Consider the following 23731-nt stretch of genomic DNA (forward strand, 5'->3'; position numbering starts at 1 on the left):
ACCAGCCTCTTTCTTGTCTCCTGACTCTTGACTTCTTGCTTCTATTTCTTAACGGAGCTTCAACGTTATCACCGTCACTATAGCCAGTATGATACATATGATCCAGAATCGGGTAACTATCTTTGCTTCATGGAACCCTTTTTTCTGGTAGTGATGATGCAGCGGCGCCATCAGGAACACACGCCTGCCTTCGCCAAATTTCTTTTTGGTGTACTTAAACCATGATACCTGTATAATCACTGAAAAATTCTCTATCAGGAAAATCCCACATAACAATGGCAGCATCAGCTCTTTGCGAATCATGATAGCGAACACGGCTATGATACCGCCTATGGCCAAACTGCCGGTATCGCCCATAAACACCTGTGCCGGGTATGAGTTGTACCACAAAAAGCCTACGCACGCTCCCACAAAAGCACCGGCAAAAATTACCAGCTCGCCCGAATTGGGGATGTACATGATGTTCAGGTAATCGGCAATAACCGTGTTACCCGATACATAGGCCAGTATAGCCAGCGTAATGCCGATGATAGCAGAGGTACCCGTCGCCAGGCCGTCGATGCCATCTGTGATGTTTGCCCCGTTGGATATGAACGTGATAATGAGGATCACGAAAAACAGGAACACCACCAGCGCGTATTGCTCATAACCCGAACCTAAAAACTTTAAAACCTTGGCATAATCAAACTCGTTATTTTTATAAAAAGGCATGGTTGTTTTGGTGGAGTGCACATCCTGGGTATAAACCGGAACGTTACGCTTCATGTGAAACTCAACCGGGGCATCATCCTTTACCGGCAAAACCACTTCCTGCCTGATGATGATGTTGCTGTTGAAATACATTGTCCACCCTACAATAAGCGATAACCCAACCTGGCCAATGATCTTGAACTTACCTGCTAAACCTTCTTTGTTCTTTTTAAATACTTTAATGTAGTCGTCCAAAAAGCCAATAGCGCCCAGCCAAACCGTAGTTACAATCATCAGGATCACATACACATTACTCAGCTTGGCAAACAACAATGTTGGTACCAGGATACCTAACAAAATGATGATACCTCCCATAGTTGGGGTACCTGATTTTTGCATTTGCCCTTCAAGACCTAAATTCCTTACCGTTTCACCAACTTGTTTAAATCGCAGGTAATCGATCAAACGACGGCCATATACCGTAGTGATCAGCAACGATGTAATTACAGCAAGCGCCATCCGGAAGGTGAGGTATTGAAACACCCCAGCCCCCGGGATACTGTAATTTTTGTCTAAATAGTTAAACAGATAATACAACATTGCTTTCTTCTCTCTTTTGCTGATTGTTTTCTCAACCAGGTTTATTTTTAACTTCTTATATCAAATTGCACATCTGAAATCTGCACATCTTCAAACCAAATCCTTAAACCGGTTCTCCAGTTCTTCCATATCGTCGAAGTGATTTTTCACTCCGTTTATTTCCTGGTACTTTTCGTGGCCTTTGCCTGCAACCAGGATAATATCACCGGGATTAGCCAGCATGCAAGCTGTTTTAATAGCCTCATGCCTGTCGATGATACTTACTGTATGCCTTTTAAATGCCGGATCGACACCTTCTTCCATTTCCCTGATGATCTGCGCAGGGTCCTCGGTACGCGGATTATCTGATGTCAGGATAACTTTATCACTCCATTCGCAAGCCGTTTTGGCCATGATCGGGCGTTTGGTTTTATCCCTGTCGCCTCCGCAGCCAATTACGGTGATCACCTTTTCATTTCCTTTACGGATATCGTGAATAGTGCTCAGCACATTCTGCACAGCATCCGGCGTATGGGCGTAGTCAACTATACCTACCACCTTGTTAGGGGCGGTTATGTATTCAAAGCGACCCTCTGCACCGGTCAGCTTGCTCAGGCTGGTAAGCACTTTGGCTTTATCCTGCTCCAGCAGCATCGCGGTAGCATACACGCCCAACAGGTTATAGGCATTGAATGTACCCACCATCTTAAACCACACTTCCTCGCCATCAATTTGCAGCAGCAGGCCGCTAAACTGATTTTCCAGGATGCGGGCTTTATAATCGGCCATGGTTTTAAGGCCATAGCTTTTTTTATGTGCCGATGTATTTTGCAACATCACGTTACCATTCTTATCATCGCTGTTGGTAAGCGCGAACGCATCTTTAGACAAGCCGTCAAAAAATTCCTTCTTGGCATTCAAATACCTCAGGAAAGTTTTATGATAGTCTAAATGATCATGCGTTAAATTGGTAAATACTCCTCCCGCAAAAACCAGACGCTCAATACGTCTTTGTGAAATGGCGTGCGAGCTCACCTCCATAAAGCAGTAATCACAACCGCTATCCACCATTTCCGCAAGCAGACTGTTCAACTCCACCGGATCGGGCGTAGTATGGGTGGATGGGATCACTTTGCCGTTAATCTGATTTTCGACTGTCGACAGCAAGCCGCATTTATACCCCAAATCGCGGAAAAGCTGATAAAGCAGCGTAGCAATAGTTGTTTTGCCATTAGTACCCGTTATACCAACCAGCTTTAACTTAGCCGACGGGTTATCATAAAAATTGGCAGCTACAATACCTAAGGCTACAGCCGAATCGGCAACCATCAGGAAATCGACTTCGCCCGTAGTATGAGCCGGAAGGTCTTCACAAATTACTGCTACGGCGCCCTTTTTAATGGCCTGGTCAATATAATCATGCCCGTCTACAAGGGTTCCCTTTACAGCAACAAACATCGACCCGGGAATCACCGCCCTCGAATCAAAAGCAATTGCCGTTATCTCCACATCGGCGCTTCCCTGCAACTCAGTGAAGGCCAGTCCATCAATTATATCGCTTAAATACCTCATTGCAACTCTATTAATATTCGTGATCCTTTTGGTATTGCACTCCCTCCGGTAACTGACTGATTGGTAACTATACCGCTTCCGCGTACAGTTACTTTATAACCGGCGTTACCCATTACATATAATGCATCGCTAAGCCCCATGCCTGTTACCGATGGCACGGTGCCGTTTTTATATTTTACTTCCTCAAACGGGATCCCGTTGCTGGTATCAACCGTGCTACTGGCCGATGCATACAAAGGTTTAACGCCCAGTTTTGAATAAACTTTTTTCAGAGCTTTCATATTGCCCTGTTTTACCTGCGGCATAATCGTATTACCTACATAATGTGCCTGTGAGCTTTGGTTAATATCCAGATCATTGGCATAAACCCTGTCGGCTACTTCCCTGAACACCGGACCAGCAACTTTGGCTGCCAAATAATCACCCTGGGTTGGGTTATTGATCACCACGATCATCGAATACTTAGGACGATCGGCCGGGAAATAACCGCAAAATGAGGCCTGATATTTTTTATCCTTATAACCCTTGGTTCCGTTAGCTACCTGCGCCGTACCGGTTTTGCCGGCCACGCTGTAAAGCTTGTTTTTAATAACATTTTTGCCGGTACCGTTAAGTACAACACCTTCCAGCATGCCACGTACCTTACCCAGCGTAGCTTCCGAACATACCTGCTCATTGATCACCCTGGCCTGGAACTGCTCAATAGGGTTACCCAGCCTTCTGATCTCACGAACCAGCAACGGGGCTATCATTTTACCATTATTGGCCACCGAATTATAATAAGCCAGCATTTGCAGCGGCGTAATATTCATTTCATAACCATAAGCCATCTCGGGCAAACTGTAATTTTTATTCCAGCTCCGGTTTGATGGATTTTTAATCACCGGCCTGCCTTCGCCCGGAATTTGCAGGCCAAGCTTTTCATTCAGGTGATAGCTATACAGCTTATTGATGTATTGCCATGGGTTATTATGGTAAAATTTATCAACCAATTTTGCCGCCGCCACATTTGATGACTCTTCAAAAGCGCGCCTTACCGACATTTCGTAGTTATCATGCTCGGTATCGGTAATGGTTGGCCCTTTCGGAAATTTATACCGGCCGCCTTCTGCATTAATTATGGTACTGGTATCAATCTTATGCTGATCGAGCATGGTCATGTACGATGCCAGTTTAAAGGTCGATCCCGGATCGATAGCGTTGCTGATAGCATAGTTCATCTGCTCCCTGTAATCACCTTCTTTAGTGCGGGTATAATTGGCAATCGCCCGGATCTCGCCGGTTGATACTTCCATCAGCACCACGCAACCATGATCGGCGGCGCTTTTAACCAGTTGTTTTTTCAATGCATCCTGTGCCACATCCTGGAAGTTTACGTTGATGGTTGAAATAATATCAGCACCATCTTTAGGTGCTATTTCATCATCGTCGTCAACCGGCATCCAGATACCACCGGGGATGCGCTGCATTAAACGCCGGCCGCTTTCCCCATTGATGTACGATGCATAAGCGCCTTCCAAACCTACCGCATTCTTTACGTTTTCGTTTTTGTAACCGATAGTACGGGCAGCCAGTGACTGGAACGGCAGGATCCGTTTATTTTTTTGAATAACGATCAACCCGCCTTTGTATTTACCCATGTTAAATACCGGGAACTGGCGGATCTTTTTCAGATCCTGGTATGATACCTTACGCCTGATGAGCAAATAACGTGAGCTATCCCTGCGGGCCTCACGAAACACGCGCGAATATTCCCTTGCCGATCTGTCACCAAACATACCTGATAGCTTAGCAGCCAGCAGGTCGATATTATTATTGAAAGCTGTATCCGAGGCTATACCGCCTGCCAGCATATCCATGTGCAGCTCATATTCCGGTACCGAGGTAGCTAACAAACTCCCATCAACAGAAAAAATATTACCCCTTGCGGCTTCAACAGTTTGGTATTGTGCCGAAAGATCAGATGCCATAGCCTTCCACTTATCACCTTGTACAAACTGCAGGCGGCAAAGCTGAACCACAACGGCAATAGCCAAAAGCAAAACAAGCCCGAAGGCTAAATAAACCCTGGCCAGTATGTTAGTTCTAATTCCCATCAGATACCTCCTTCACTGTTATTTTTCCGGGCGGGTCAACTGATTGACTCAGGCCCAGTGTATCCGCACGCCTGGCCACTTCGGTAAGCGTACTTTTATAGGCCATATCGGCCTTAGTCGATTTATAATCCCAGCCCAATTCCTTAACTTCTTTGGTAAGCGCGTCAATTTCACGCACCGATTTTTCGGCATAGTGCATATTACCAATGTACACCATACCCAAAAAAGCCAAAAACAAAACAAAAGGCAAAGCGCTGGTAGCCCTCTCGGTAGTGAGAAAACCTTTGGTAAAAAGTTGCGTAAAAAAGTTATCAGGTAATTCCCTTGCAGGCCTATCCTCAATTACTTCCTCAACCTCTTCTTCCTCCTGAATTTCTGTACGTAAACGATTGGTCATTTTTTTACAGCTATTCTTAATTTAGCGCTCCGTGCCCTGTTATTATTAGTTACCTCCTCTGCCGATGCTGTTATAGCCCCGCGGCTTACAGCATCAAGCGGTTTATTATCATTTCCATAAAGGTCTTTCTCCAGCTCGCCGCTGAACTTACCTTTGGCGATGAAGTTTTTCACCAACCTGTCTTCTAACGAGTGATACGACATCACCACCAGCCTGCCGCCAACACCTAAAACCTCGGCCGACTGCATCAAAAAATCTTTCAATGCCTCCAGCTCCTGGTTAACCTCTATCCTTAATGCCTGAAACACCTGTGCCAGGTATTTATTTTCTTTTCCCTTCGGGATGCGGTTACTGATCACATTTTTGAGATCGGCAATGGTCACTATCGATGTATTTAACCTTGCAGTTGCAATGGTTTCGGCCAGCGATTTTGCATTTTGAATTTCTCCGTAAATGCCAAAGATCCGGTGCAGCTCGGCAGCCGGATAATTATTTACCACATCCTTAGCAGTCAGCTCGCCCAACTGGTTCATGCGCATATCCAACTCGGCATCAAACCGGATGGAAAACCCGCGGTCGGCCTCATCAAACTGGTGCGATGACACACCCAAATCGGCCAGAATGCCATTTACGGGTATAGCCCCATGTAAACGGCAAAAGTTTTTGAGGTACCTGAAATTCTGGTCTACAAAAACAAAACGCTCATCATCAATTATATTTTGCTGCGCATCGGCATCCTGATCAAAAGCGATCAGCCTGCCTTTGGGGCCCAAATGCTTCAAAATCTCCCGCGAATGCCCGCCACCACCAAAAGTCACATCCACATAAGTACCATCCGGATCAATATTCAGCCCATCAATGCATTCCTTCAGCATTACCGGTACATGGTACTCACTCATTCCTGCTCCTTACTTTTACCACCCATTACTTTTTTTGCCAATGCGCTAAAGCTTTTTGGCTCATCATCCATCAGCTTACGATGCGCTTCAGCATCCCAAACCTCAATTTTGTTTAACTGGCAAGCCAGCACCACATCACCTTTTATACCCGCATACTCCAACAGGAATTTTGGCAATAATACCCGCCCGGCGGCATCAGGCATAAGCTCAGTGGCGCCACGGGTAAAATATCGTATAAAGGCTATATTATCCTCTTCGTATTCATTAAGTTTGCTCAATTCTTCAAGTCGTTTATCCCATTCCTTTTTAGTGTATATGACAAGGTATTTTTCAAACCCGCGATTGATCACCAGGCCTTCAGCTTCCAGCTCAGGAAGCTTTTTTTTAAGGCCAGCCGGGATCATCATCCTAAATTTAGGATCAAGTTTACACTCAAATTCACCGGTTAAAAACGACATTGTATGACTTGGGCAATTTTGTAACGTAAAAGTAAATACTTTTACCACTTCTTACCACTTTCCCCCACTAAAAGTTTTCAACAATTTTTAGCGTAGACTGTTTTATATTTTTGGCAAAAATACAAAAGACCCCATACAAGCAAAACCCAGTAATAGACAGGCTGTTACAATACAACTCCACTATAAATAATGAGATACAACAAGGTGGGAGAAAAACTATTTACGGCAAATCGTCCTCTTCATTGACCCGGCAATTTTATAAGCTGATACCGGCATTAATATTTTGTATATTAAGCGGTTGGGGAATTGATTACTGGTAAACGGATTTTTAATAGATAATAGCTCAAAGGTGGGTGCACCAGAGGTGCGAAAGGTTTGTAATAGATTAACACCTCCAACTTTCCATTGCCCCGGAGGGGTAAAACAATCCACCTTGCCGATCAAACAGGCATAATATTTATGGCTAAACTTAAACTCACGAAAGGGGATTTGAAAGTACTATTCCAATTCGCTTAAGTTGACTATAGTCCCATGAAAGATCTGATTTATCTAAGCTGTGACAACATCCATACGACGAGGACGAGAAGCCGGTTTTTTCTTCTTTTTACGGATGCGGTTAAACCACATCATAACACCCGTTACCGGGAAAATAAGCGAAACTAAAGTGATGATAAAAGCTAAGACCTGCGTGGGCCAGCCATAAATGGAGCCTGTATGAATAGGTTTAATAACGCCTCGGATACGCTGCCCAAGGCTTTTATCAGCATACAAAACTGAGCCGGCAACCTTGCCGCTGTACTGATCTACATAATAAATATCAGTGGCCAGTTCAACTGAACCTTTTTTAAGCACGTTGAAAGTATAAACCGCCGCCGTGTCCCGCGGATAACGGATAGTGTAATTTTCGACATCGGTTATTTTATCACCCAACGCGCTAACAGCCGTTTCGGGTGATATAGCGGTACCCGCTGGTTGATAAACCGAAAGCGGGGCTTTGATATCTTCTTTGCCAACAACTTTTGAGTTGGTAAGGAAAAACAAGGTATTATTTGCCCACTTAAAAGTCATAACCAGGCCCGAAGCACAAATAATGATCAAAAATATAGAAGTATAAAAGCCGGTAACGATATGCAGGTCGTGCGTGAGACGTTTACCGCTGCCATCCCATTTTATTTTAAGCCGCTGCTTCATAATTGCCTTGGTTTTAGGCCACCAAAGTATCACACCTGTAATCAGTATCCCCAGGAAAAACAGCGTTGAAATACTGATTACCCAATCGCCTACACTATTTTTCCCGCCTAACAGATAACGATGAAACATTTCTACCGAATAAAGGAATGTTTGCCTGCGGTTAAACTGATCAACTATTTGACCGGTATATGGGTTTACAAAAGCTGTAAGGTTTGAGCGTTCGGTATCTTTTGCTTTGGCATCTTTTTTTCCATGAGCTCCGGCATGCTTTTCTGCTTTTGAGGCGCCAACCGGTTTCTTATCTCTCATTTCGGGTACAATAAGCCCCACTTCAACCGAACGTTCCGGATCATCATAAACCATAACCGTCGCCAGCTTTGATTTAGGGATCTGTTTTAACACACCTGCCGTTAAAGTAGCCAGCGGCAACCTTTTATTCTGCGGTTTTACAAAATACCGCTGCGGATGCAACGACTGTTGAATTTCTTTTTCAAAAACCAGCATTGTGCCCGTTAAACACGAACAGAAAATAATCACCCCGGCTGCCAGGCTCAAATAAAGGTGTATGGTGCGGAAAAATACTTTCATCGGTTGTTATAAGCATAAAAACCGGGCATGTAAACATGCCCGGTTAGTTTTAATTATTTAAAATTTATAACTCAACGTAGTTAAGAACTGCCTTGGCGGTATGGGGTTGATGCTATAGTTTTCGTGCACATTGTAATTAAGCACATTGCCAATATTAGAGATCTTACCAATGATAGAAATCTTTTTATAAGTATAACCTACCGAAGCATCAACCGTTGTAAAGCCCGGCACATTAACTAACCTTGATATAGTTTGTGTTTGACCTACAGTATTGGCATTGCCCGCAACACGATCGCCCAGGTAATAAACGGATGCACCTACTTTAAACCCTTTTAAATTGCCGTTGTAAAAAGTATAAAATACGCTGGTGTTAGCCGTATGCTTTGGTGTGTTCAATAATGGCTGCCCTGCTATATTACTGCCAACTGCAGTTCCTGTTTTAGTGTATTTGGCATTGGTGTAGCTATAGCCTGCCAATACATCCAGACCTTTTCCTGGATGACCTGCGATATCAAGCTCCACACCATCACTCCTTGTTTCACCGCTTAGCACTTTGATATTAGTATTGATATTTGGCGTAACACCATCGGCCTGGAATGGTGCAGTTTGGGCCAGATTATTATTTTTAATGCGGTAGGCAGTTACGTTTACCGACAGGTTGCCGTTCAGGAAATCATTTTTAACGCCAGCTTCGTATTGGTCAATCATTGAGGGATCAAGCGGGTTGTTATTGATATCGGTACCTGTATTCGTTACAAAAGAATTGGAGTAGCTTGCGAACAAGGCTGTGTTAGCTATTGGTTTATAAACTATACCTACCCTTGGCGAAAAAGCTTTATCCTCTTTACCTTTTGCCTTATCGGCAGATGAACCATAATTTGTAACTGACGTTGGTGAAGCGTATTGGTATGACCAACGTACACCGGCCAATACTTTCACTTTTTCAGACACGCTGATCAAATCGTTAAAATATGTTCCGAAACGGTTGGTTGGCGTTAAAATACTGTAAAGTGGATTCATTGTAGGCTTATCGGTCCGCAGCGTATATTTACTTAAATCAAAAATATTGATCTTGTCATATACTACAGATTGAAAAGTGTTGTTTTGATCAAGGTAGCTTGAAACTCCTTTTACAGTAGCAACATAGGTATACGCCGTGTTCCTGTACCAATCGGCATCCACACCAGCCAATATATTATGCTTTATGGTACCTGTATTAAACTGACCGGTAATATTGAACTGCCCTGTGTAATAATCCTCAAGTGTTTTGGCCCTGTTTAGCGTACGGCCCCAGTCTCCATTGGCATCTGGTAATACCCGCTCGGTTGTTTGGTATGAGCGGTTAAAGTGTTGGTATGAAACCCCGCCGCTTAACTTCCAAAGACTATTGAGCTGATGGTTAATGGTTGCTGTAGCCGTAGTTTGCTTAGTGTTTCCGGTTGACCAAGATGCACCAAGATACCTATTGCGTGGAACTTTGGCAATAACGTTATTGATCTGCCCGGTTCCAAAATCGGGAGTGAAGTCGTAATTCAGATAATCACCTTCAACAATTAAGGTTGTTTTATCACTTATTTTGTACAGGAAGGAAGGATTGATATACTCCTTTTCTGATTTTACATTATCACGAAAGCTTTTGGCATTTTCATAGGTACCATTTACGCGATAAGCTAATTTGGAAGATATAGGGCCGTAAACATCAAACGAAGGGCGGTAAAGATCATAGCTGCCATAGGTCATGGATACCTGGCCACCCTGTTCAAATAAAGGTTTTTTGGTTACCATGTTCAGGATGCCACCGGGTGCAACGTTCCCGTATAATAACGCGGCGCTGCCTTTTAATATTTCTACACGCTCCAATGAGCTAATCTCGGGCACAACACCCGAGTTTACCCTAAAGCCATTTTTAAATATATTGTTACTTCCAAAATTATAACCGCGGGCACCAAATGTTTCCTGGGTATTGCCCCTGCCGCTGTACAGGTATACGCCGTTCACGTTTTTGATAACATCACTTAAACGCAATGATTGCTGCTGATCAAGCACATCGCGGCCTATTACGGTAACGCTTTGCGGCAGGTCCATTGGCGATACGTTCATTTTGCCGATGCTTAACTTTTTACGATTAATGGTTTTTGTAGAAGAAACTACAACCTCATCTAACTGGGCCGAGCTTTCATTAAGTTTAAAGGATACTGTAGTTGTTTTATTTGCATAAACCGTTACGGTTTGTGCCTCCGTTTTTGTGCCAACGTATGAAGTAACCAGGGTGTAGGTACCCGGCTTAACATTATTGAAAGCGAATGATCCGTTATCCGTTGTGATAGTGCTTTTGTTTAATCCTTTAATAGCAACATTTACAAACGAAGCCGGTTTATCATCGCTGGTTTTAACAACACCGGTTATTTTGCCGTTATTGCCTTCCTCATCAGCTTTCAGGATCAGGATATTTGAAAACAGAAATAAAATTAAAAAAGTGATTATGCGCAGAGAAGAGTAAAGGTCGTTTGCCATTCTATTTAGATTAAGTCTAATTAAGCGCAAAAGTAAAAAAAGAACTTCTTTTTGCAACTTTTATTTATAATTAGTTTAAATAAGATGTAATACAAAAAGGCCGCACATCCAAATGTTGTGCGGCCTTTTATTAAAGGAAAGAAATCGAACTAATTAAGAACTATTTGAATAGGACCGGATAATTTATTAATATGACAATTACATCCACCTGAAATTTTAAACGCTATGGTTTGGGTAACACCTGTTTCCACATTAGTTACAGTGAGTTCAACATCGTCGCCCTCAGTTGAAAACTCGCTTTTATTATTATCAGTAGCTATAGTATATAAATGGGGCCCTACAGTTGGTGAAGGTGGTCCGCCGTTTCTTTTGGCAATTATTGCCAGATGGGTACGCAAGTTTATAGCTGTTATATCTTTTCCAAATGCCATCTGCCCATCCTCATTAACAAAATTCACAGTTAGTGAAGCAAAATCAGCAGTGCAGGCCCGGCTGGGGCAACCTGTTTGCTGCCCGTGCTTTTTACAGCTAAAAAAAGCTGCAGCTAACAGGAACAGAAAAATATATTTATGCATGGTAACAGGTTTAATTAATAACCAGTACGTCAATCCTCTATAAAACGCAACAGCCCCATGTAATTACATGAGGCCGTTACGTTTATATAACAAAATCTGTTATTCAACAACCCTAACCTTTAAATAACTTGGATTAGCCTTTGAGGTATAAACCTTATGCGTGGCTTTTTTAAAGTCGGTATCTTTAGCTTTCATAATATCCTGAAACTGCTGGGTGTTCCTGTCAATAAGCGGGAACCAGGTACTTTGCACCTGCACCATCATACGGTGCCCTTTTTTGAAGGTGTGCAATATATCCTGTAATTCAAAATTTACCGGGGTTACTTTGCCGGGCACAAAAGGCTCGGGCTTGTCAAAACCATTACGAAACTTGCCGCGCATGGCCTCGCTGCGCACCATTTGCTGATAGCCGCTCAGGTAAACATCCTTACCTGCCCATTTGGTGTTTTTTGTAGAATCGGGATAAACATCAATCACTTTAACTACCCAATCAGCATCGGTGCCGGTAGTTGATACTTTAAGGTTAGCCCAGATATTACCCGCAATGGTTACATCATTATCTAAAACATCCGTTTCATAAGTAAGCACATCCGGGCGCTGCGATGCAAACCGCTGATCGGCAGTCATGTATTCGCGTTTCATGTCCATATCAATGCTGTTGATGAATGGTACCGGCTTGTTAGGGTCAGATATAAATTCATCAAAAGTATTGGCAATAGCTGCAGGAGCAGTGAAAGATAACTTACCTCCTGGCAGCAGGTACAGTTTTTTTTCTGCCGATTCTTTCGGAGGCCAGGTATTATAGGTTTTCCATTGATTAACGCCGGTTTCGAAGGTTGACACCGGCTTCAGGTCAAAATCAGCAGCACCTTTTAAATAGTGACTAAAGAAAGCAAACTCGATTTTTTCGCGATAGAACGGGCCGGTGGGGCCACCGAAACCAACATCGCCCAGGTGATCGCCATCACCGCGTGCCCAGCCGCCGTGTACCCACGGCCCCATAGTAAAATAAACCGGGGTTTTAGGGTTTTCTTTTACCAGGGTTTTATAGGTATTGATTGCACCATAAAGATCCTCAGCATCGTACCAGCCGCCGGTTACCAGTACTGCTGTTTTTATATCATGAAGATGATAAAGCACATTACGATCTTTCCAATGCTGGTCATAATTAGGGTGATCAAGCATTTCGTTCCAAAGGCGAATGGTATCTTTATAATATTTAGTGTTTGAATTTTTAACCGAGCCCATTTTCAGGAAAAAGTCATACCCATCCTCCGTACCGGCATCAAACCTTGCACCGCGGCGTTGAGTTGGTTTATCATCCTGCCTATTGGTAAAGCCGGGATAAAAACCAAAGTTGGCAACCAGCATAAACGCGCCGTTATGAAAAGCATCGTCACGATACAGATCGGCAATCGGGGCCTGAGGCGATGCAGCTACCAAGGCCGGGTGACGGCTTAGCAAAGCAGTAGTAGTATAAAAGCCGGGATATGAAATACCCCATACCCCTACCTTACCATTGTTGTTAGGGATATTTTTCAGCAGCCAATCGATGGTATCATAAGTATCGGTGCCCTCGTCAACATCCTTATTGGTTTTATGATCTTCTTTTTCGGGGGTCATTTCCTCGTAAAGGCCTTCACTCATCCAGCGGCCGCGTACATCCTGGTAAACAAAAATGTAACCGTCATGCGTAAATAACGACGATGGGCCAAGGCTGCCTTTATACAGTTCGGTGCCATACGGTGCCACGCTGTAGGGAGTCCGGTCCATCATGAAAGGATATTTTTTAGATTGATCCTTTGGCACATATACCGAGGTAAAAAGCTTTTTACCATCCCGCATCGGGACCTGATATTCATATTTCTGGTAATTGGCTTTGATGTAATCAGCATCGGGCGCTTTAGGTTGCGCATAAAGGCCTGATGCCGAAAGCAAAAGGCAGAAAGCGAAAAGTAAATTTTTCTTCATAAATTTTTGTCAGTCAATCAAATGTAACCGAATAAAATAAAATGGGCAACTAACAATGCCGGAATTTAATTAAAGCCCCGTTTTTTGTTGCAGAATAAAGGTTTTTGTTGTAGTTAAAATTAAGTGTTAAAAACACTCTTATTAACCCCGAGAAAATTTTTATAAAATAATAATTAAAACCTGTAGGCAATCGTCCACGTTTAATGGTCTAATACCTTGAACCGATATAATGCCGTTGCGAGAACCTAAAGCGCCCGGTAACCTAAATATTTAAACCATTTTTTTAAGAGATAGTGATTATACCCTGGCTATGCCATGGGCTGGCTTTATGCAAACCAATTATGCTAAAACAATTTATCTTTTATAAACAATTTAACAAACACACCAAATTATGAGAACAAACTTTAATCAATTATTAACCAAATCCCTTACCACTTTATTAGGGGTTGCTTTACTGATTACCGCAGCCTGTAAAAAAGACCATGCGCCTGCACCTCCCGATCCAAATGGTGCTTCATCAACAAAACTGCATACCGATGCTATTGGTGTAACCGGCCCAAAGAGTGTTTGCTATGTAGAGGTTAACAATAATGATATCCGAAATGTGGGGAATTACACACTCTCAACCGGGGAACAGCTTTTTGATATCGGTATCATATTTGCAGCAAACATCAACTACAACACTACAACTCAAAAGGCCGAACTTTATTTTAATCCGCAGGTAACCAACGTACTCAACAATAAAGCTACCTATATACAAAGTTTACAGGCTAAAGGTATTAAAGTACTATTATCAATTTTAGGCAACCACCAGGGTGCCGGCATCAGCAATTTCCCAACCCAGGCTGCAGCTAATGATTTTGCCCAGCTGCTAAGCAATGCTGTTACCACCTACGGGTTGGATGGAATCGACTTTGATGATGAATATGCCGACTACGGCACCAATGGCACCGGTCAACCTAACTCAAGCTCATTTGTTTACCTGGTTACTGCCCTGCGTAACCTGATGCCTACCAAAATAATTTCGTTTTACTTTTACGGCCCGGCGGCGTCAAGGCTAAGTTATAATGGTGTAACTGTGGGCTCAAAGGTTAACTATAGCTGGAACGCCATTTATGGCACTTATTCTGTCCCGAATGTTCCGGGACTAACCGCTGCCAACCTTGGCCCGGCCGCTATTGATATTCAAAGCACCAGTTCATCAACCGCGGCGTCGCTGGCTACTCAAACAGTAAACAACAATTACGGCATCTATCTGTCCTATAACTTACCTAATACAGATGTGCACACTTATCTTTCGAGCGTATCCAACGCTTTATACGGTAAGCCTACAGTTTATACAGGTACAAGTGCTACAGGGGTAACTTTTTACCAGGACATCAATTACGCGGGCACAGTTACAAGCGCCATCCCTAAAGGCACGTATACCCTTGCCCAATTGCAGGCCTACGGTTTCGTGGATAATTGGGCTTCATCGGTAAAAATCCCAACGGGCTGGACAGTAACTATGTACTCAGGCAACAACTCTACAGGCACATCCTGGATACGAACCTCAAACACAGCTAATTTTACTACATTATCGCCTAACGCTAATGACGTGGTAACTTCGGTTAAGATCCAATAAAATACAAGGGGGCGTTTCCGATTTGGAAACACCCCCTTATTAGCAATATAAACATTATTTTAAGCAACCAATTATTTTCTTTGCTGCCACGGCTTTTTCCTTAGTTCAGCCGCATCGAAATTTTTACCAGAAAAGATTTTTCCTAATTCAGAGACGCCAGCAGATTTATCAGCAGGAATAAAAGGTATGCCATTTATCCCGAAGTCCACCTCTTTTGGTTCAGAGATTTAAAAATCAAAATATTCAGCCAAGGCTTTCAAAATCTTTAAAGTTTCAGGCTTCTTATATCTTATGATTGCTTTCGACATCGCTCTGTTTTTAAATAAAGTTAAAGCTTTTAAGTGACACAGCAATCAACACTATTCCAAACCTATCCGCACTCCATCAAATAATAATCTCCAAGCTCGTCATCACCCTTACCTATAACTTGCCAATCCATTGCCTTGTAAAAAGCAAATGCAAACTCATTTTTTACAAGGCATTTTAATTTGAGGGGCTTAGGGTAATTTGTGATAGCAGTAGCAAGTAACGCTTTTCCTATCCCTTTAGCGCGGTAAACGGCATCAACATATAGGTGATGTATAAATGAATCTTGAGTCCAAATTGCAATAAAGCCTGATATTTCCTCTCCAAATGTCGCTACCCATACCTCTTCATCCTGCGTGTGAATGTCAAAATCAGCGATATGAAACTGTTCAGTATCACACCAATAAAATGCTTGTATCCGGCTAAGAAGATAGATTTCCCGAAGCCGTTTCCGGTCGGTTTCATTAAATGGGCGGATAGTTATATTAGTTTTCAAATAAATTATATTAAATATCAGCTTAACGCAAAAAAGGTCCGGCTGTTCATCAACCGGACCTTTTTAATATTGTGATAACAATTATTCGTTTATCGCTTTTACACCTGGCAATTCTTTACCTTCCATGTACTCAAGTAAAGCACCACCACCGGTTGATACATAGCTTACCTCATCGGTCATGCCAAATTTGGCTACTGCCGCTGCAGAGTCGCCACCGCCGATCAGCGAGAAAGCTCCGTTTTCTGTAGCTTTAGCTACAGCCTCGGCAATAGCTTTGGTTCCACCTAAAAATTTCTCCATTTCAAAAACCCCCATCGGGCCGTTCCATAAAATGGTTTTTGATTCCTCTACCACTTTGCTGAATAAAGCAACCGTTTCAGGACCGATATCCAGACCCATCCAGTTGTCTTTTATCTCGCCGGTTTTAGCAACATCAGTATTAGCATCGTTTGAAAAAGCATCAGCAATAACGTTATCTAAGGGCAATAATAACTTTACGCCCTTATCTTTAGCTTTTTGCACCAGGCTGGTAGCCAGGTCAAGCTTATCAAGCTCAACCAGTGAGGTACCTATTGAACCGCCATCGGCCTTAGCAAATGTGTAAGCCATACCACCGCCGATGATCAGGTTATCAACTTTCTCAAGCAATTTTTCAATAAGCTCAATTTTATCCGATACCTTCGAACCGCCCATAATAGCCGTAAAAGGCTTAGGTGCATTGTTCAGGATCTTTTCGGCATTGTTTAATTCGGCTGCCATCAGGTAACCAAAATATTTGGCATCCGGGAAAAACTGAGCAATAATAGCAGTTGAAGCGTGCGCGCGGTGAGCAGTACCAAAAGCATCGTTCACATAAACATCACCTAATTTCGACAGCTTTTCGGCAAAGGCAACATCCCCTTTTTCTTCTTCTTTATAAAAACGAAGGTTCTCTAACAATAAAACCTCGCCGTTACCAAGTGCCTTCGCTTTTTCAACAGCCTGCTCGCCAATGCAATCATCAGCAAACTGAACCTGCTGACCAAGCAGGTCAGATAAATGAGATACGATATGTTTTAATGAATATTTTTCTGTAGGGCCATCTTTCGGTCTGCCTAAGTGCGACATCAGGATAACTTTACCGCCATCTTTCAATATTTTTTTTATGGTTGGCAAAGCTGCCGTCATGCGGTTATCGTCGGTAATATTGTAATTCTCGTCAAGAGGCACGTTAAAATCAACCCTGATGAGGGCTTTTTTCCCGGCAAAACTAATTTGATCTACTGTTTTCATATCTATTAAAGGGTCATTTGTAATGAACGGGCGCAAATTGAGCATTTTAATTCAAAATAATTAACGAAAAACGAAAAAAGCTGTTTCAATCCGCCTAAATTTCATCTTATTTTAACATACATTACATGGTGGGGCCCTATACCAGGGACCTCAAACTCGGGCGAAACAATCTCGAAGCCAAGGCTGCTGTAAAAGCGTATCGCTTTTTTACGGGCATTGCACCACAGGTAATCTGCTTTTTGCCCCCGCAGGTATACCAAAGCAAAATTAACCAACTGATTGCCGAAGCCTTTCCCCCGGTATTTTTCGGTTGTGGCCATGCCCCGGAGCTGGTAACCGGTACCATTAAATTCACCATAACCTTGCGGATGAAACGAAGCTATACAAGCCAGTTCATCATCAACAAAATAGCCAAGGTGAAAATTGCCGGAATTATTATCTGATGGGAAACGGCATTCATCAAGAGTGAGCCTGCCTTCGCGCAGCACCTCATTACGCACATGTAGCAGCTCATCAACTTTTATAAACCTGATCATGCTGCAAAATTGGAAAAATTCATGGAACAGGAAATTTTAATCCTGTTAAAATTACGGCAGCAACGCTTTATTTCGCATATCCGTCAGCCATTCAAACTATACAGAAAACAACTTGTGCTACCGTTTAGGCAGGTTGCTTTTTAAGTTCGGCTATTCGCACCACCAAATCGGCCAGCCGGCTGCTGTAGCCCATTTCATTATCATACCAGCCAACAACTTTTACAAGGCCGCCCACTATGGAGGTTAGTTTGGCGTCAAAAATGCAGCTGTGGGGGTTATCCAATATGTCGGTTGATACAATAGGATCTTCGGTATACTCTAATACATTTTTCATTGGTCCTTCAGCGGCTTGCTTAAAGGCTTCATTAATTTGAGCTATGGTAGGCTGCTTTTTCAGGCTGCAGGTAAAATCAGTTAATGAGCCGTTAAGTACCGGTACACGGATTCCTGCTCCGCCCAAACGGCCTTCCAAATGCGGAAATATAGCGGTAATGGCTTTAGCAGCGCCTGTGGTGGTTGGTATAATGGAAGCCGATGCGGCCCTTGCCCGCCTTAAATCCTTATGAGGCGCATCATGCAGGTTTTGATCGCCGGTCATGGAATGAACGGTTGTAATGTAACCATCAATGATGCCCCAGTTTTCATCTAATATTTTTACCATTGCCGCAACATTATTAGTTGTACATGATGCGTTTGACAGCACAGGCGATTGCAGGTCAACCTGCCCGTCGTTTACGGCAAGCACTACAGTCGGTACATTTTTATCGGCTGATGGCGCCGATATAATAACCTGCCGTGCCCCGGCCGTTAGATGTGCTTCGGCACTTTGTTTAGAGGTAAATTTACCGGTAGATTCTATTACCATATCAATATCCATTGCTTTCCAGGGCAGGTTAAGCGGGTCGCGTTCGGCAAACACCCGTATGTGGTTACCGTTTATAACAAGACTGTTATCATCAAAACCCACCTTGCCCTTAAAACCCCGGTGAACAGAATCATATTTAAATAAATGTGCAAGGGTTTGTGTGTCGGTAAGGTCATTTATAGCCACCACCTGTATTTCGGGGTGCAATAAAATATTCCTTAAAAATATGCGGCCGATGCGGCCAAACCCGTTTATAACTATCTTCATTGTATGCTGGAATAAAGCATCAAAGTTAATGAAGATGGATGGTTAATTTGTTTATTTACTGTATTACTACCTGTAGTTTACAATTAGTTTTCAATTGCGGATTGTAAGAGCTTGGCTTTTTTTTGAACGAATAAAATAAGTGATTATCCCATTAAAAGATATCGACAATAAAAATATAAGAACAATAAGCCAGGAGTTATTTAAACTACCCAACATCAATACCATCACTATAGAAACAAGGTTCAGGCATGCTAAAACAAGGGTAGTTTGCAAATGCGTTAAGCCCATTTTTAACATACGATGGTGGATGTGGTTGCGATCTGCATCAAAGGGAGATTTTCTGTTCAGGATCCGGATAGTGAAAACCCTGAGCGTGTCAAAAACAGGGCCTATAAGTACTGCTACAATTAAGGCGGGAGCTGTATATATAAAAGGCAGTTTAACAGTTGAAACCTTACTCAGCTCAATAAACTTAATAGCCATTACTGCCGATATCAGGCCAATAAGCAGAGCACCGGTATCGCCCATAAATATTTTAGCAGGAGTTATGTTAAAACGCAAAAATCCAACTACAGCCCCAACCATAGCAAGTGAAATTGCTGCAAGCTCATACTGGTTCATATAAATAAAAAGTGCCGCAAAAGTGCTGTTAGCAATGATACCTGTAGTTGCTGCAAGCCCATCAATACCATCAATAAGGTTAAACGAGTTGATGATAAGCATAATAACCAGAATTGATAATATCACGCTGGGGATATATGGTAAGGCCGAAATATTAAAAACCCCGTACATGCTGCTGATGCGGATATTTCCGGGGATAACGAGTATAGCGGCAACCACAAATTGTATCATGAACTTGGTACTGGAATTAACCCCCGAAAGATCATCCTTTAATCCCATTGCAAACAAAATAATACATGCAGTAAGCAGGTAACTAATTGGCAGCGATTTATCAATAATACTAAATAACAAGGCTGTAATAGTAAAGCTTACAAAAATAGCCACGCCACCCAAACGGGGAATACCATGATCATGCTGCTTCCTGAAATGGCCGACATCATCATATAAATGGCGGGCACGTGCAACATGTAAAATTGAGGGGATACAAAGTAATGTTACCAGGGTTGAAAATACAACTATCAGCACATTATAAACAAAATGATAAGAGCGTAGAAATTCAAGCATATGCTATAAATGTGTTAGTGACCGGCTTATTCATTTATAAATACTTATACGGTATGAAACACAAAAGGTTAACTAAAAATTAAAGAAATTGAAAGATTTTCCTTAGTGGTTTCAACACAACAGCTAAAACCGGTAAAAGCACATTATTTTCACGCATTGCTTTCAAATCAAACGACCATGCCTTAACCCGGTTCTTTAAATTGCTGTTACTTATCCCGCCGAGTTTCATTTTAACCATAACCTTGTTTAGATGAAAGCTCCTTACCTGCCATTTATGCATAAACCTCGCCATTAATTCGTAATCCGCTGCGGAACCGTATTCAAGGCTATAAAAACCGTATTTGTCAAACAAAATGCGCTTGCAATAAAAGGTAGGGTGCGGGGGCATAAAACCACGGTTAAAGGAATTTTTTCCACAACTGCGACTTTTCCATTTACGAATAATTTTCCCTGAAGAATTTATATAATCAAGGTTTCCGTAAACGATCCCCGCATCACTGTTTGAAAATGCCTGTGCCACTGCTGATAACACTTCCTGATCGGCAAAAAAATCGTCGGCATTAAGCATACCTATTATTTCGCCTGTTGCTAAACGGATCCCTTTATTCTGGTGGTCGCCGGGGCAATACCTGGTACCTTACTTTTTTAAGCTTATCTTCGGCGTCAACACCGGTCGCGCTTCTTCAATAGCAACCCTGCTATTTTCGTTATCAGGCATTTTCGGCTTTTACTATTTCTTTAAAAGAGCAGGGTTTACACCAATGATCTCGGCTTTAAGCGTACTGTTCGTCGTAATTCAGTTGTCCTTTTTTACGCCTTATGTATTTTACAATGGCGGCGAGGTGCTGCTTTTTGGATACACCGGCTGGTTTTTATACGGATGCATAGCCATTGAAAAAACTAACTGGAAACTGGCCGTATTTCTCTTTATAGGTGGAATATTAGGCTTCATTTGCAAATCGTCATTTTTATGGATGTATGCCGCCACCTGCTGTTTTTTATGGCTTAGGTTTTCAATGGGGACAAAAGACATCATTGGCTGGATAAAAAATGGCATATGGATAGGGATCCCTGCGGTATTATCCTTATTTATGATCTATCATTTTTATCTCTCAAAAGGCGCTAACCCGTCATCGATAACCGGAAGCATAAAGCTGGCTTGGGAAACTTTTGGCTTTCCTTTGGCCTCGCCAATATTAACCGCTTTTTCGATAGATGACCTTACAAACGGCCTTTTATTTCATGATGACCCTCCCATGTTTACTTATTTTTGGGGGGTGATAATTGTGCTGATCTGTGCTGTATTAAGTATTTTACTGATTTGGTTTATTGTAAAAAAGGCGCCTCACAAAAATTATGCGCTGCTACTGGTGGTTTTTTATGTGGTATCGGTGCTGTTTTTCGGACAATCATTTTTAAGGCAGGCCAACATTTCTTATGAAGCAAGGCATTTGAGGCTCATCGGGCTTATCGCCGCACCCGGCATCATTTACCTGGTAAGCAGATTGCAAACTGGTTATAAATACCTGTTTTATTTTATATGTTTTGTAATAGCTTACTCAAGCTACAAATACTTTGTGCCAAGCTACTTTCAAAATAAAAATATAAGCGCAAGGGGATATTCGGGGATAGCACAGTTATTTATCGATCAGCAATCATTAAACTATATCCGTAACCTGGATAAGCAAAATACCAATGCCATTTTTGTATTTAACAGCCCTGATCTGAGCCTGGAAATTGAACGCAACCGTACTATAACTGTTGAGACCATTGGCGCTGAAGTGTCTATTGATTACGATGATTATGTATACAAAGGCCACGCCGGGCCGCTGTTTATAGTTTTGCCCGCAGATTACATCGGTCCAAAATCAACTATCATGCGCAAATGCTTTCCTGGCTATAGCGGCTTTAAAATGACGATGCTTAGTAATGACTATATTTTGTGGGAGGCTAAATAACGCCGGCATTGATTTCTTTCCAGAGCAGGTCTTTTAGCTGATCGATATTTTTCTGAGCCACAGATGATATAAATATAGAGGGGATTCCATCCGGGATCTCCTTTTTCATTTCGGCCTGCAGCTCATCGTCAAGCATATCAGTTTTGGTGATGGCCAGTACGCGGGGCTTGTGCATCAGTTCGGGGTTGTATTCTTCAAGCTCATGCAGCAGGATGCTGTATTCTTCTTTTATACTGCGGGATGTATCTGCAGGTACCATAAACAGCAATACCGAATTACGCTCAATATGCCTCAAAAATCTAAATCCTAAACCTTTCCCCTGCGACGCGCCTTCAATAATGCCCGGAATATCGGCCATTACAAATGAACGCCCGCCACGATATGATACGATACCCAAATTGGGTACCAGGGTGGTAAACGCGTAATCGGCAATTTCGGGCTTGGCAGCCGATACTACCGAAAGCAGGGTTGATTTACCCGCGTTAGGGAAACCTACCAAACCAACATCGGCCAGCACTTTAAGTTCAAGGATGTTCCAGTCCTCACGGCCATCTTCGCCGGGCTGGGCAAAGCGGGGGGTTTGCTGGGTTGATGTTTTAAAATGCCAGTTACCCAAACCACCGCGGCCGCCGGGAGTCAGGATCTTGGTTTCGCCGTCTTTGGTTATCTCAAAAAGCACTTCGCCTGTTTCGGCACTTCGTACGGTTGTACCGAGGGGTACTTCCAATATTTCGTCGCGGCCGGTTTTGCCCGAACGCAGTGAGCTGCCACCCGAATCGCCGTCGCCGGCAATTACGTGTTTGCGGTATTTGAGGTGCAGCATAGTCCACAGCTGGGAGTTTCCTTTAACAATAACATGACCTCCCCTGCCGCCGTCGCCGCCATCGGGGCCGCCTTTTGAAGTTAATATATCACGGTGCAAATGGGCAGAACCAGCACCTCCGTGGCCAGAGCGGCAACAGATCTTCACATAATCAACAAAATTGGAACCCTGCGACATAATTTTTGATTTAGACGGAAAGCCCGAAAGTCAGTAAAGTCCGAAAGTTAAGAATTTAATCTTCCTAACCTGCGGACTTTACTGACTTCCGGACTGAAGACTTTTGGACAGACTATTAGCTATATGATTCGTTTACACCAACAATAGCGTCGAATATCTCATCAACCGAGCCTACACCGTTAATGCTTGTAAACTTATCTTGCTTTTGATAAAAACCTGCTACCGGAGCAGTTTTATCATTGTATTCTTTAATGCGTTTGCGAATTACTTCGGGGTTGGCATCATCCGGTCTTCCGGATTCCTTACCGCGCTCCAGCAGGCGGCGCTCCAGCTCATCATCGCCAACTTCTAACGCGATCATGCCTGAAATTGCCGATTCTTTTGATTCAAGTAGTTGATCCAAAGCTTCGGCTTGTGCAACTGTACGCGGAAAACCATCGAAAATAAAACCTTTGGCTTCCTTGTTGGCATCAAGCTTATTACTGATCATGCCGATAACTACTTCATCAGGAACCAGTTTACCATCATCCATCAGCTTTTTAGCTTCCAGGCCGAGGGCTGTGCCCTGTGCAATTTCACCACGTAACAAATCTCCGGTTGAAAGGTGGATCAAATCGTATTTCTCAATAAGTTTTTTCGACTGAGTACCTTTCCCGGCTCCGGGAGGGCCAAACAAAACCAGATTTAGCATG

At 42.8% G+C, this 23731-nt stretch carries 21 protein-coding genes; 2 read left to right on the top strand and 19 right to left on the bottom strand.

Going from position 1 to position 23731, the window contains the following annotated elements:
• Positions 1-48: 48 nt before the first annotated feature.
• The 10 genes from mraY to SNE26_RS18915 all read right to left on the bottom strand — a co-directional run bounded on the left by mraY (position 49) and on the right by SNE26_RS18915 (position 13530).
• On the bottom strand, positions 49-1290 hold the full coding sequence (gene mraY / locus SNE26_RS18870) for a phospho-N-acetylmuramoyl-pentapeptide-transferase (protein ID WP_321555462.1): 1242 nt from the start codon (positions 1288-1290) through the stop codon (positions 49-51).
• 90 nt (positions 1291-1380) lie between these two features.
• On the bottom strand, positions 1381-2841 hold the full coding sequence (locus SNE26_RS18875; RefSeq protein WP_321555463.1) for a UDP-N-acetylmuramoyl-L-alanyl-D-glutamate--2,6-diaminopimelate ligase: 1461 nt from the start codon (positions 2839-2841) through the stop codon (positions 1381-1383).
• Positions 2838-4937 (bottom strand): penicillin-binding protein, encoded by a 2100-nt coding sequence (locus SNE26_RS18880; protein ID WP_321555464.1) that lies wholly within the window; start codon positions 4935-4937, stop codon positions 2838-2840. Before SNE26_RS18880 ends, SNE26_RS18875 begins: the two co-directional genes overlap by 4 nt.
• Complete coding sequence (locus SNE26_RS18885; RefSeq protein WP_321555465.1) at positions 4927-5334, bottom strand: FtsL-like putative cell division protein; 408 nt, start codon at positions 5332-5334, stop codon at positions 4927-4929. The genes SNE26_RS18880 and SNE26_RS18885 overlap by 11 nt, the downstream gene beginning before the upstream one ends.
• A complete protein-coding gene (gene rsmH / locus SNE26_RS18890; RefSeq protein WP_321555466.1) occupies positions 5331-6233 on the bottom strand; it encodes a 16S rRNA (cytosine(1402)-N(4))-methyltransferase RsmH in 903 nt (300 codons plus the stop codon). The genes SNE26_RS18885 and rsmH overlap by 4 nt, the downstream gene beginning before the upstream one ends.
• The gene (locus tag SNE26_RS18895; RefSeq protein WP_321555467.1) at positions 6230-6691 is read right to left on the bottom strand and encodes a division/cell wall cluster transcriptional repressor MraZ; all 462 of its coding nucleotides are present in this window, start codon (positions 6689-6691) and stop codon (positions 6230-6232) included. Before SNE26_RS18895 ends, rsmH begins: the two co-directional genes overlap by 4 nt.
• 549 nt (positions 6692-7240) lie before the next feature.
• Positions 7241-8470: a PepSY-associated TM helix domain-containing protein gene (locus SNE26_RS18900; protein ID WP_321555468.1), complete on the bottom strand. Its 1230-nt coding sequence runs from the start codon at positions 8468-8470 to the stop codon at positions 7241-7243.
• Positions 8471-8527: 57 nt separating this feature from the next.
• Positions 8528-10984, bottom strand: a complete 2457-nt coding sequence (locus SNE26_RS18905; RefSeq protein WP_321555469.1) for a TonB-dependent receptor — start codon at positions 10982-10984, stop codon at positions 8528-8530.
• A gap of 149 nt (positions 10985-11133) precedes the next feature.
• Positions 11134-11559: a hypothetical protein gene (locus tag SNE26_RS18910; RefSeq protein ID WP_321555470.1), complete on the bottom strand. Its 426-nt coding sequence runs from the start codon at positions 11557-11559 to the stop codon at positions 11134-11136.
• Between the two features lie 99 nt (positions 11560-11658).
• A complete protein-coding gene (locus SNE26_RS18915) occupies positions 11659-13530 on the bottom strand; it encodes a CocE/NonD family hydrolase (protein WP_321555471.1) in 1872 nt (623 codons plus the stop codon).
• 391 nt (positions 13531-13921) lie between these two features.
• On the opposite strand from SNE26_RS18915, the gene SNE26_RS18920 reads away from it, so the two are divergent.
• A complete protein-coding gene (locus SNE26_RS18920) occupies positions 13922-15154 on the top strand; it encodes an endo-beta-N-acetylglucosaminidase H (RefSeq protein WP_321555472.1) in 1233 nt (410 codons plus the stop codon).
• A gap of 71 nt (positions 15155-15225) precedes the next feature.
• Here SNE26_RS18920 and SNE26_RS18925 read toward each other — a convergent pair whose 3' ends face one another.
• The 7 genes from SNE26_RS18925 to SNE26_RS18955 all read right to left on the bottom strand — a co-directional run bounded on the left by SNE26_RS18925 (position 15226) and on the right by SNE26_RS18955 (position 20679).
• Positions 15226-15363 (bottom strand): hypothetical protein, encoded by a 138-nt coding sequence (locus tag SNE26_RS18925; RefSeq protein ID WP_321555473.1) that lies wholly within the window; start codon positions 15361-15363, stop codon positions 15226-15228.
• 161 nt (positions 15364-15524) lie between these two features.
• The gene (locus SNE26_RS18930) at positions 15525-15956 is read right to left on the bottom strand and encodes a GNAT family N-acetyltransferase (RefSeq protein ID WP_321555474.1); all 432 of its coding nucleotides are present in this window, start codon (positions 15954-15956) and stop codon (positions 15525-15527) included.
• An 81-nt stretch (positions 15957-16037) separates the two neighbouring features.
• On the bottom strand, positions 16038-17228 hold the full coding sequence (gene pgk / locus SNE26_RS18935; RefSeq protein WP_321555475.1) for a phosphoglycerate kinase: 1191 nt from the start codon (positions 17226-17228) through the stop codon (positions 16038-16040).
• A 101-nt stretch (positions 17229-17329) separates the two neighbouring features.
• Entirely contained in the window at positions 17330-17764 is a 435-nt protein-coding gene (locus tag SNE26_RS18940) for a GNAT family N-acetyltransferase (RefSeq protein WP_321555476.1), read from the bottom strand.
• A gap of 124 nt (positions 17765-17888) precedes the next feature.
• Positions 17889-18896: a type I glyceraldehyde-3-phosphate dehydrogenase gene (gene gap / locus SNE26_RS18945; protein WP_321555477.1), complete on the bottom strand. Its 1008-nt coding sequence runs from the start codon at positions 18894-18896 to the stop codon at positions 17889-17891.
• A 90-nt stretch (positions 18897-18986) separates the two neighbouring features.
• Positions 18987-20081, bottom strand: coding sequence for an MraY family glycosyltransferase (locus SNE26_RS18950; protein ID WP_321555478.1), 1095 nt, complete (start codon positions 20079-20081; stop codon positions 18987-18989).
• Positions 20082-20160: 79 nt separating this feature from the next.
• Positions 20161-20679, bottom strand: a complete 519-nt coding sequence (locus SNE26_RS18955; protein WP_321560044.1) for a glycosyltransferase — start codon at positions 20677-20679, stop codon at positions 20161-20163.
• Between the two features lie 163 nt (positions 20680-20842).
• On the opposite strand from SNE26_RS18955, the gene SNE26_RS18960 reads away from it, so the two are divergent.
• Positions 20843-22039: a hypothetical protein gene (locus SNE26_RS18960; RefSeq protein ID WP_321555479.1), complete on the top strand. Its 1197-nt coding sequence runs from the start codon at positions 20843-20845 to the stop codon at positions 22037-22039.
• Here SNE26_RS18960 and obgE read toward each other — a convergent pair.
• Positions 22032-23039, bottom strand: a complete 1008-nt coding sequence (gene obgE, locus SNE26_RS18965) for a GTPase ObgE (RefSeq protein ID WP_321555480.1) — start codon at positions 23037-23039, stop codon at positions 22032-22034. The two genes, SNE26_RS18960 and obgE, sit on opposite strands and share 8 nt — an antisense overlap.
• 115 nt (positions 23040-23154) lie before the next feature.
• Positions 23155-23730 (bottom strand): adenylate kinase, encoded by a 576-nt coding sequence (locus tag SNE26_RS18970; RefSeq protein WP_321555481.1) that lies wholly within the window; start codon positions 23728-23730, stop codon positions 23155-23157.
• Position 23731: the final 1 nt, after the last annotated feature.

Origin of the sequence: Mucilaginibacter sp. cycad4 (genome assembly GCF_034263275.1) — a bacterium.
GTDB lineage: Bacteria > Bacteroidota > Bacteroidia > Sphingobacteriales > Sphingobacteriaceae > Mucilaginibacter.

Excerpts from the sequence above, each read along its gene's own strand:
- rsmH (WP_321555466.1), bottom strand. The coding sequence starts at position 6,233 with ATGAGTGAGTACCATGTACCGGTAATGCTGAAGGAATGCATTGATGGG.
- SNE26_RS18885 (WP_321555465.1), bottom strand. The coding sequence starts at position 5,334 with ATGACCAATCGTTTACGTACAGAAATTCAGGAGGAAGAAGAGGTTGAG.
- SNE26_RS18950 (WP_321555478.1), bottom strand. The coding sequence starts at position 20,081 with ATGCTTGAATTTCTACGCTCTTATCATTTTGTTTATAATGTGCTGATA.
- SNE26_RS18960 (WP_321555479.1), top strand. The coding sequence starts at position 20,843 with ATGATCTCGGCTTTAAGCGTACTGTTCGTCGTAATTCAGTTGTCCTTT.
- SNE26_RS18920 (WP_321555472.1), top strand. The coding sequence starts at position 13,922 with ATGAGAACAAACTTTAATCAATTATTAACCAAATCCCTTACCACTTTA.
- SNE26_RS18875 (WP_321555463.1), bottom strand. The coding sequence starts at position 2,841 with ATGAGGTATTTAAGCGATATAATTGATGGACTGGCCTTCACTGAGTTG.
- SNE26_RS18910 (WP_321555470.1), bottom strand. The coding sequence starts at position 11,559 with ATGCATAAATATATTTTTCTGTTCCTGTTAGCTGCAGCTTTTTTTAGC.
- SNE26_RS18900 (WP_321555468.1), bottom strand. The coding sequence starts at position 8,470 with ATGAAAGTATTTTTCCGCACCATACACCTTTATTTGAGCCTGGCAGCC.
- SNE26_RS18905 (WP_321555469.1), bottom strand. The coding sequence starts at position 10,984 with ATGGCAAACGACCTTTACTCTTCTCTGCGCATAATCACTTTTTTAATT.
- obgE (WP_321555480.1), bottom strand. The coding sequence starts at position 23,039 with ATGTCGCAGGGTTCCAATTTTGTTGATTATGTGAAGATCTGTTGCCGC.
- gap (WP_321555477.1), bottom strand. The coding sequence starts at position 18,896 with ATGAAGATAGTTATAAACGGGTTTGGCCGCATCGGCCGCATATTTTTA.
- SNE26_RS18895 (WP_321555467.1), bottom strand. The coding sequence starts at position 6,691 with ATGTCGTTTTTAACCGGTGAATTTGAGTGTAAACTTGATCCTAAATTT.
- SNE26_RS18940 (WP_321555476.1), bottom strand. The coding sequence starts at position 17,764 with ATGATCAGGTTTATAAAAGTTGATGAGCTGCTACATGTGCGTAATGAG.
- SNE26_RS18880 (WP_321555464.1), bottom strand. The coding sequence starts at position 4,937 with ATGGGAATTAGAACTAACATACTGGCCAGGGTTTATTTAGCCTTCGGG.
- mraY (WP_321555462.1), bottom strand. The coding sequence starts at position 1,290 with ATGTTGTATTATCTGTTTAACTATTTAGACAAAAATTACAGTATCCCG.
- pgk (WP_321555475.1), bottom strand. The coding sequence starts at position 17,228 with ATGAAAACAGTAGATCAAATTAGTTTTGCCGGGAAAAAAGCCCTCATC.
- SNE26_RS18915 (WP_321555471.1), bottom strand. The coding sequence starts at position 13,530 with ATGAAGAAAAATTTACTTTTCGCTTTCTGCCTTTTGCTTTCGGCATCA.
- SNE26_RS18970 (WP_321555481.1), bottom strand. The coding sequence starts at position 23,730 with ATGCTAAATCTGGTTTTGTTTGGCCCTCCCGGAGCCGGGAAAGGTACT.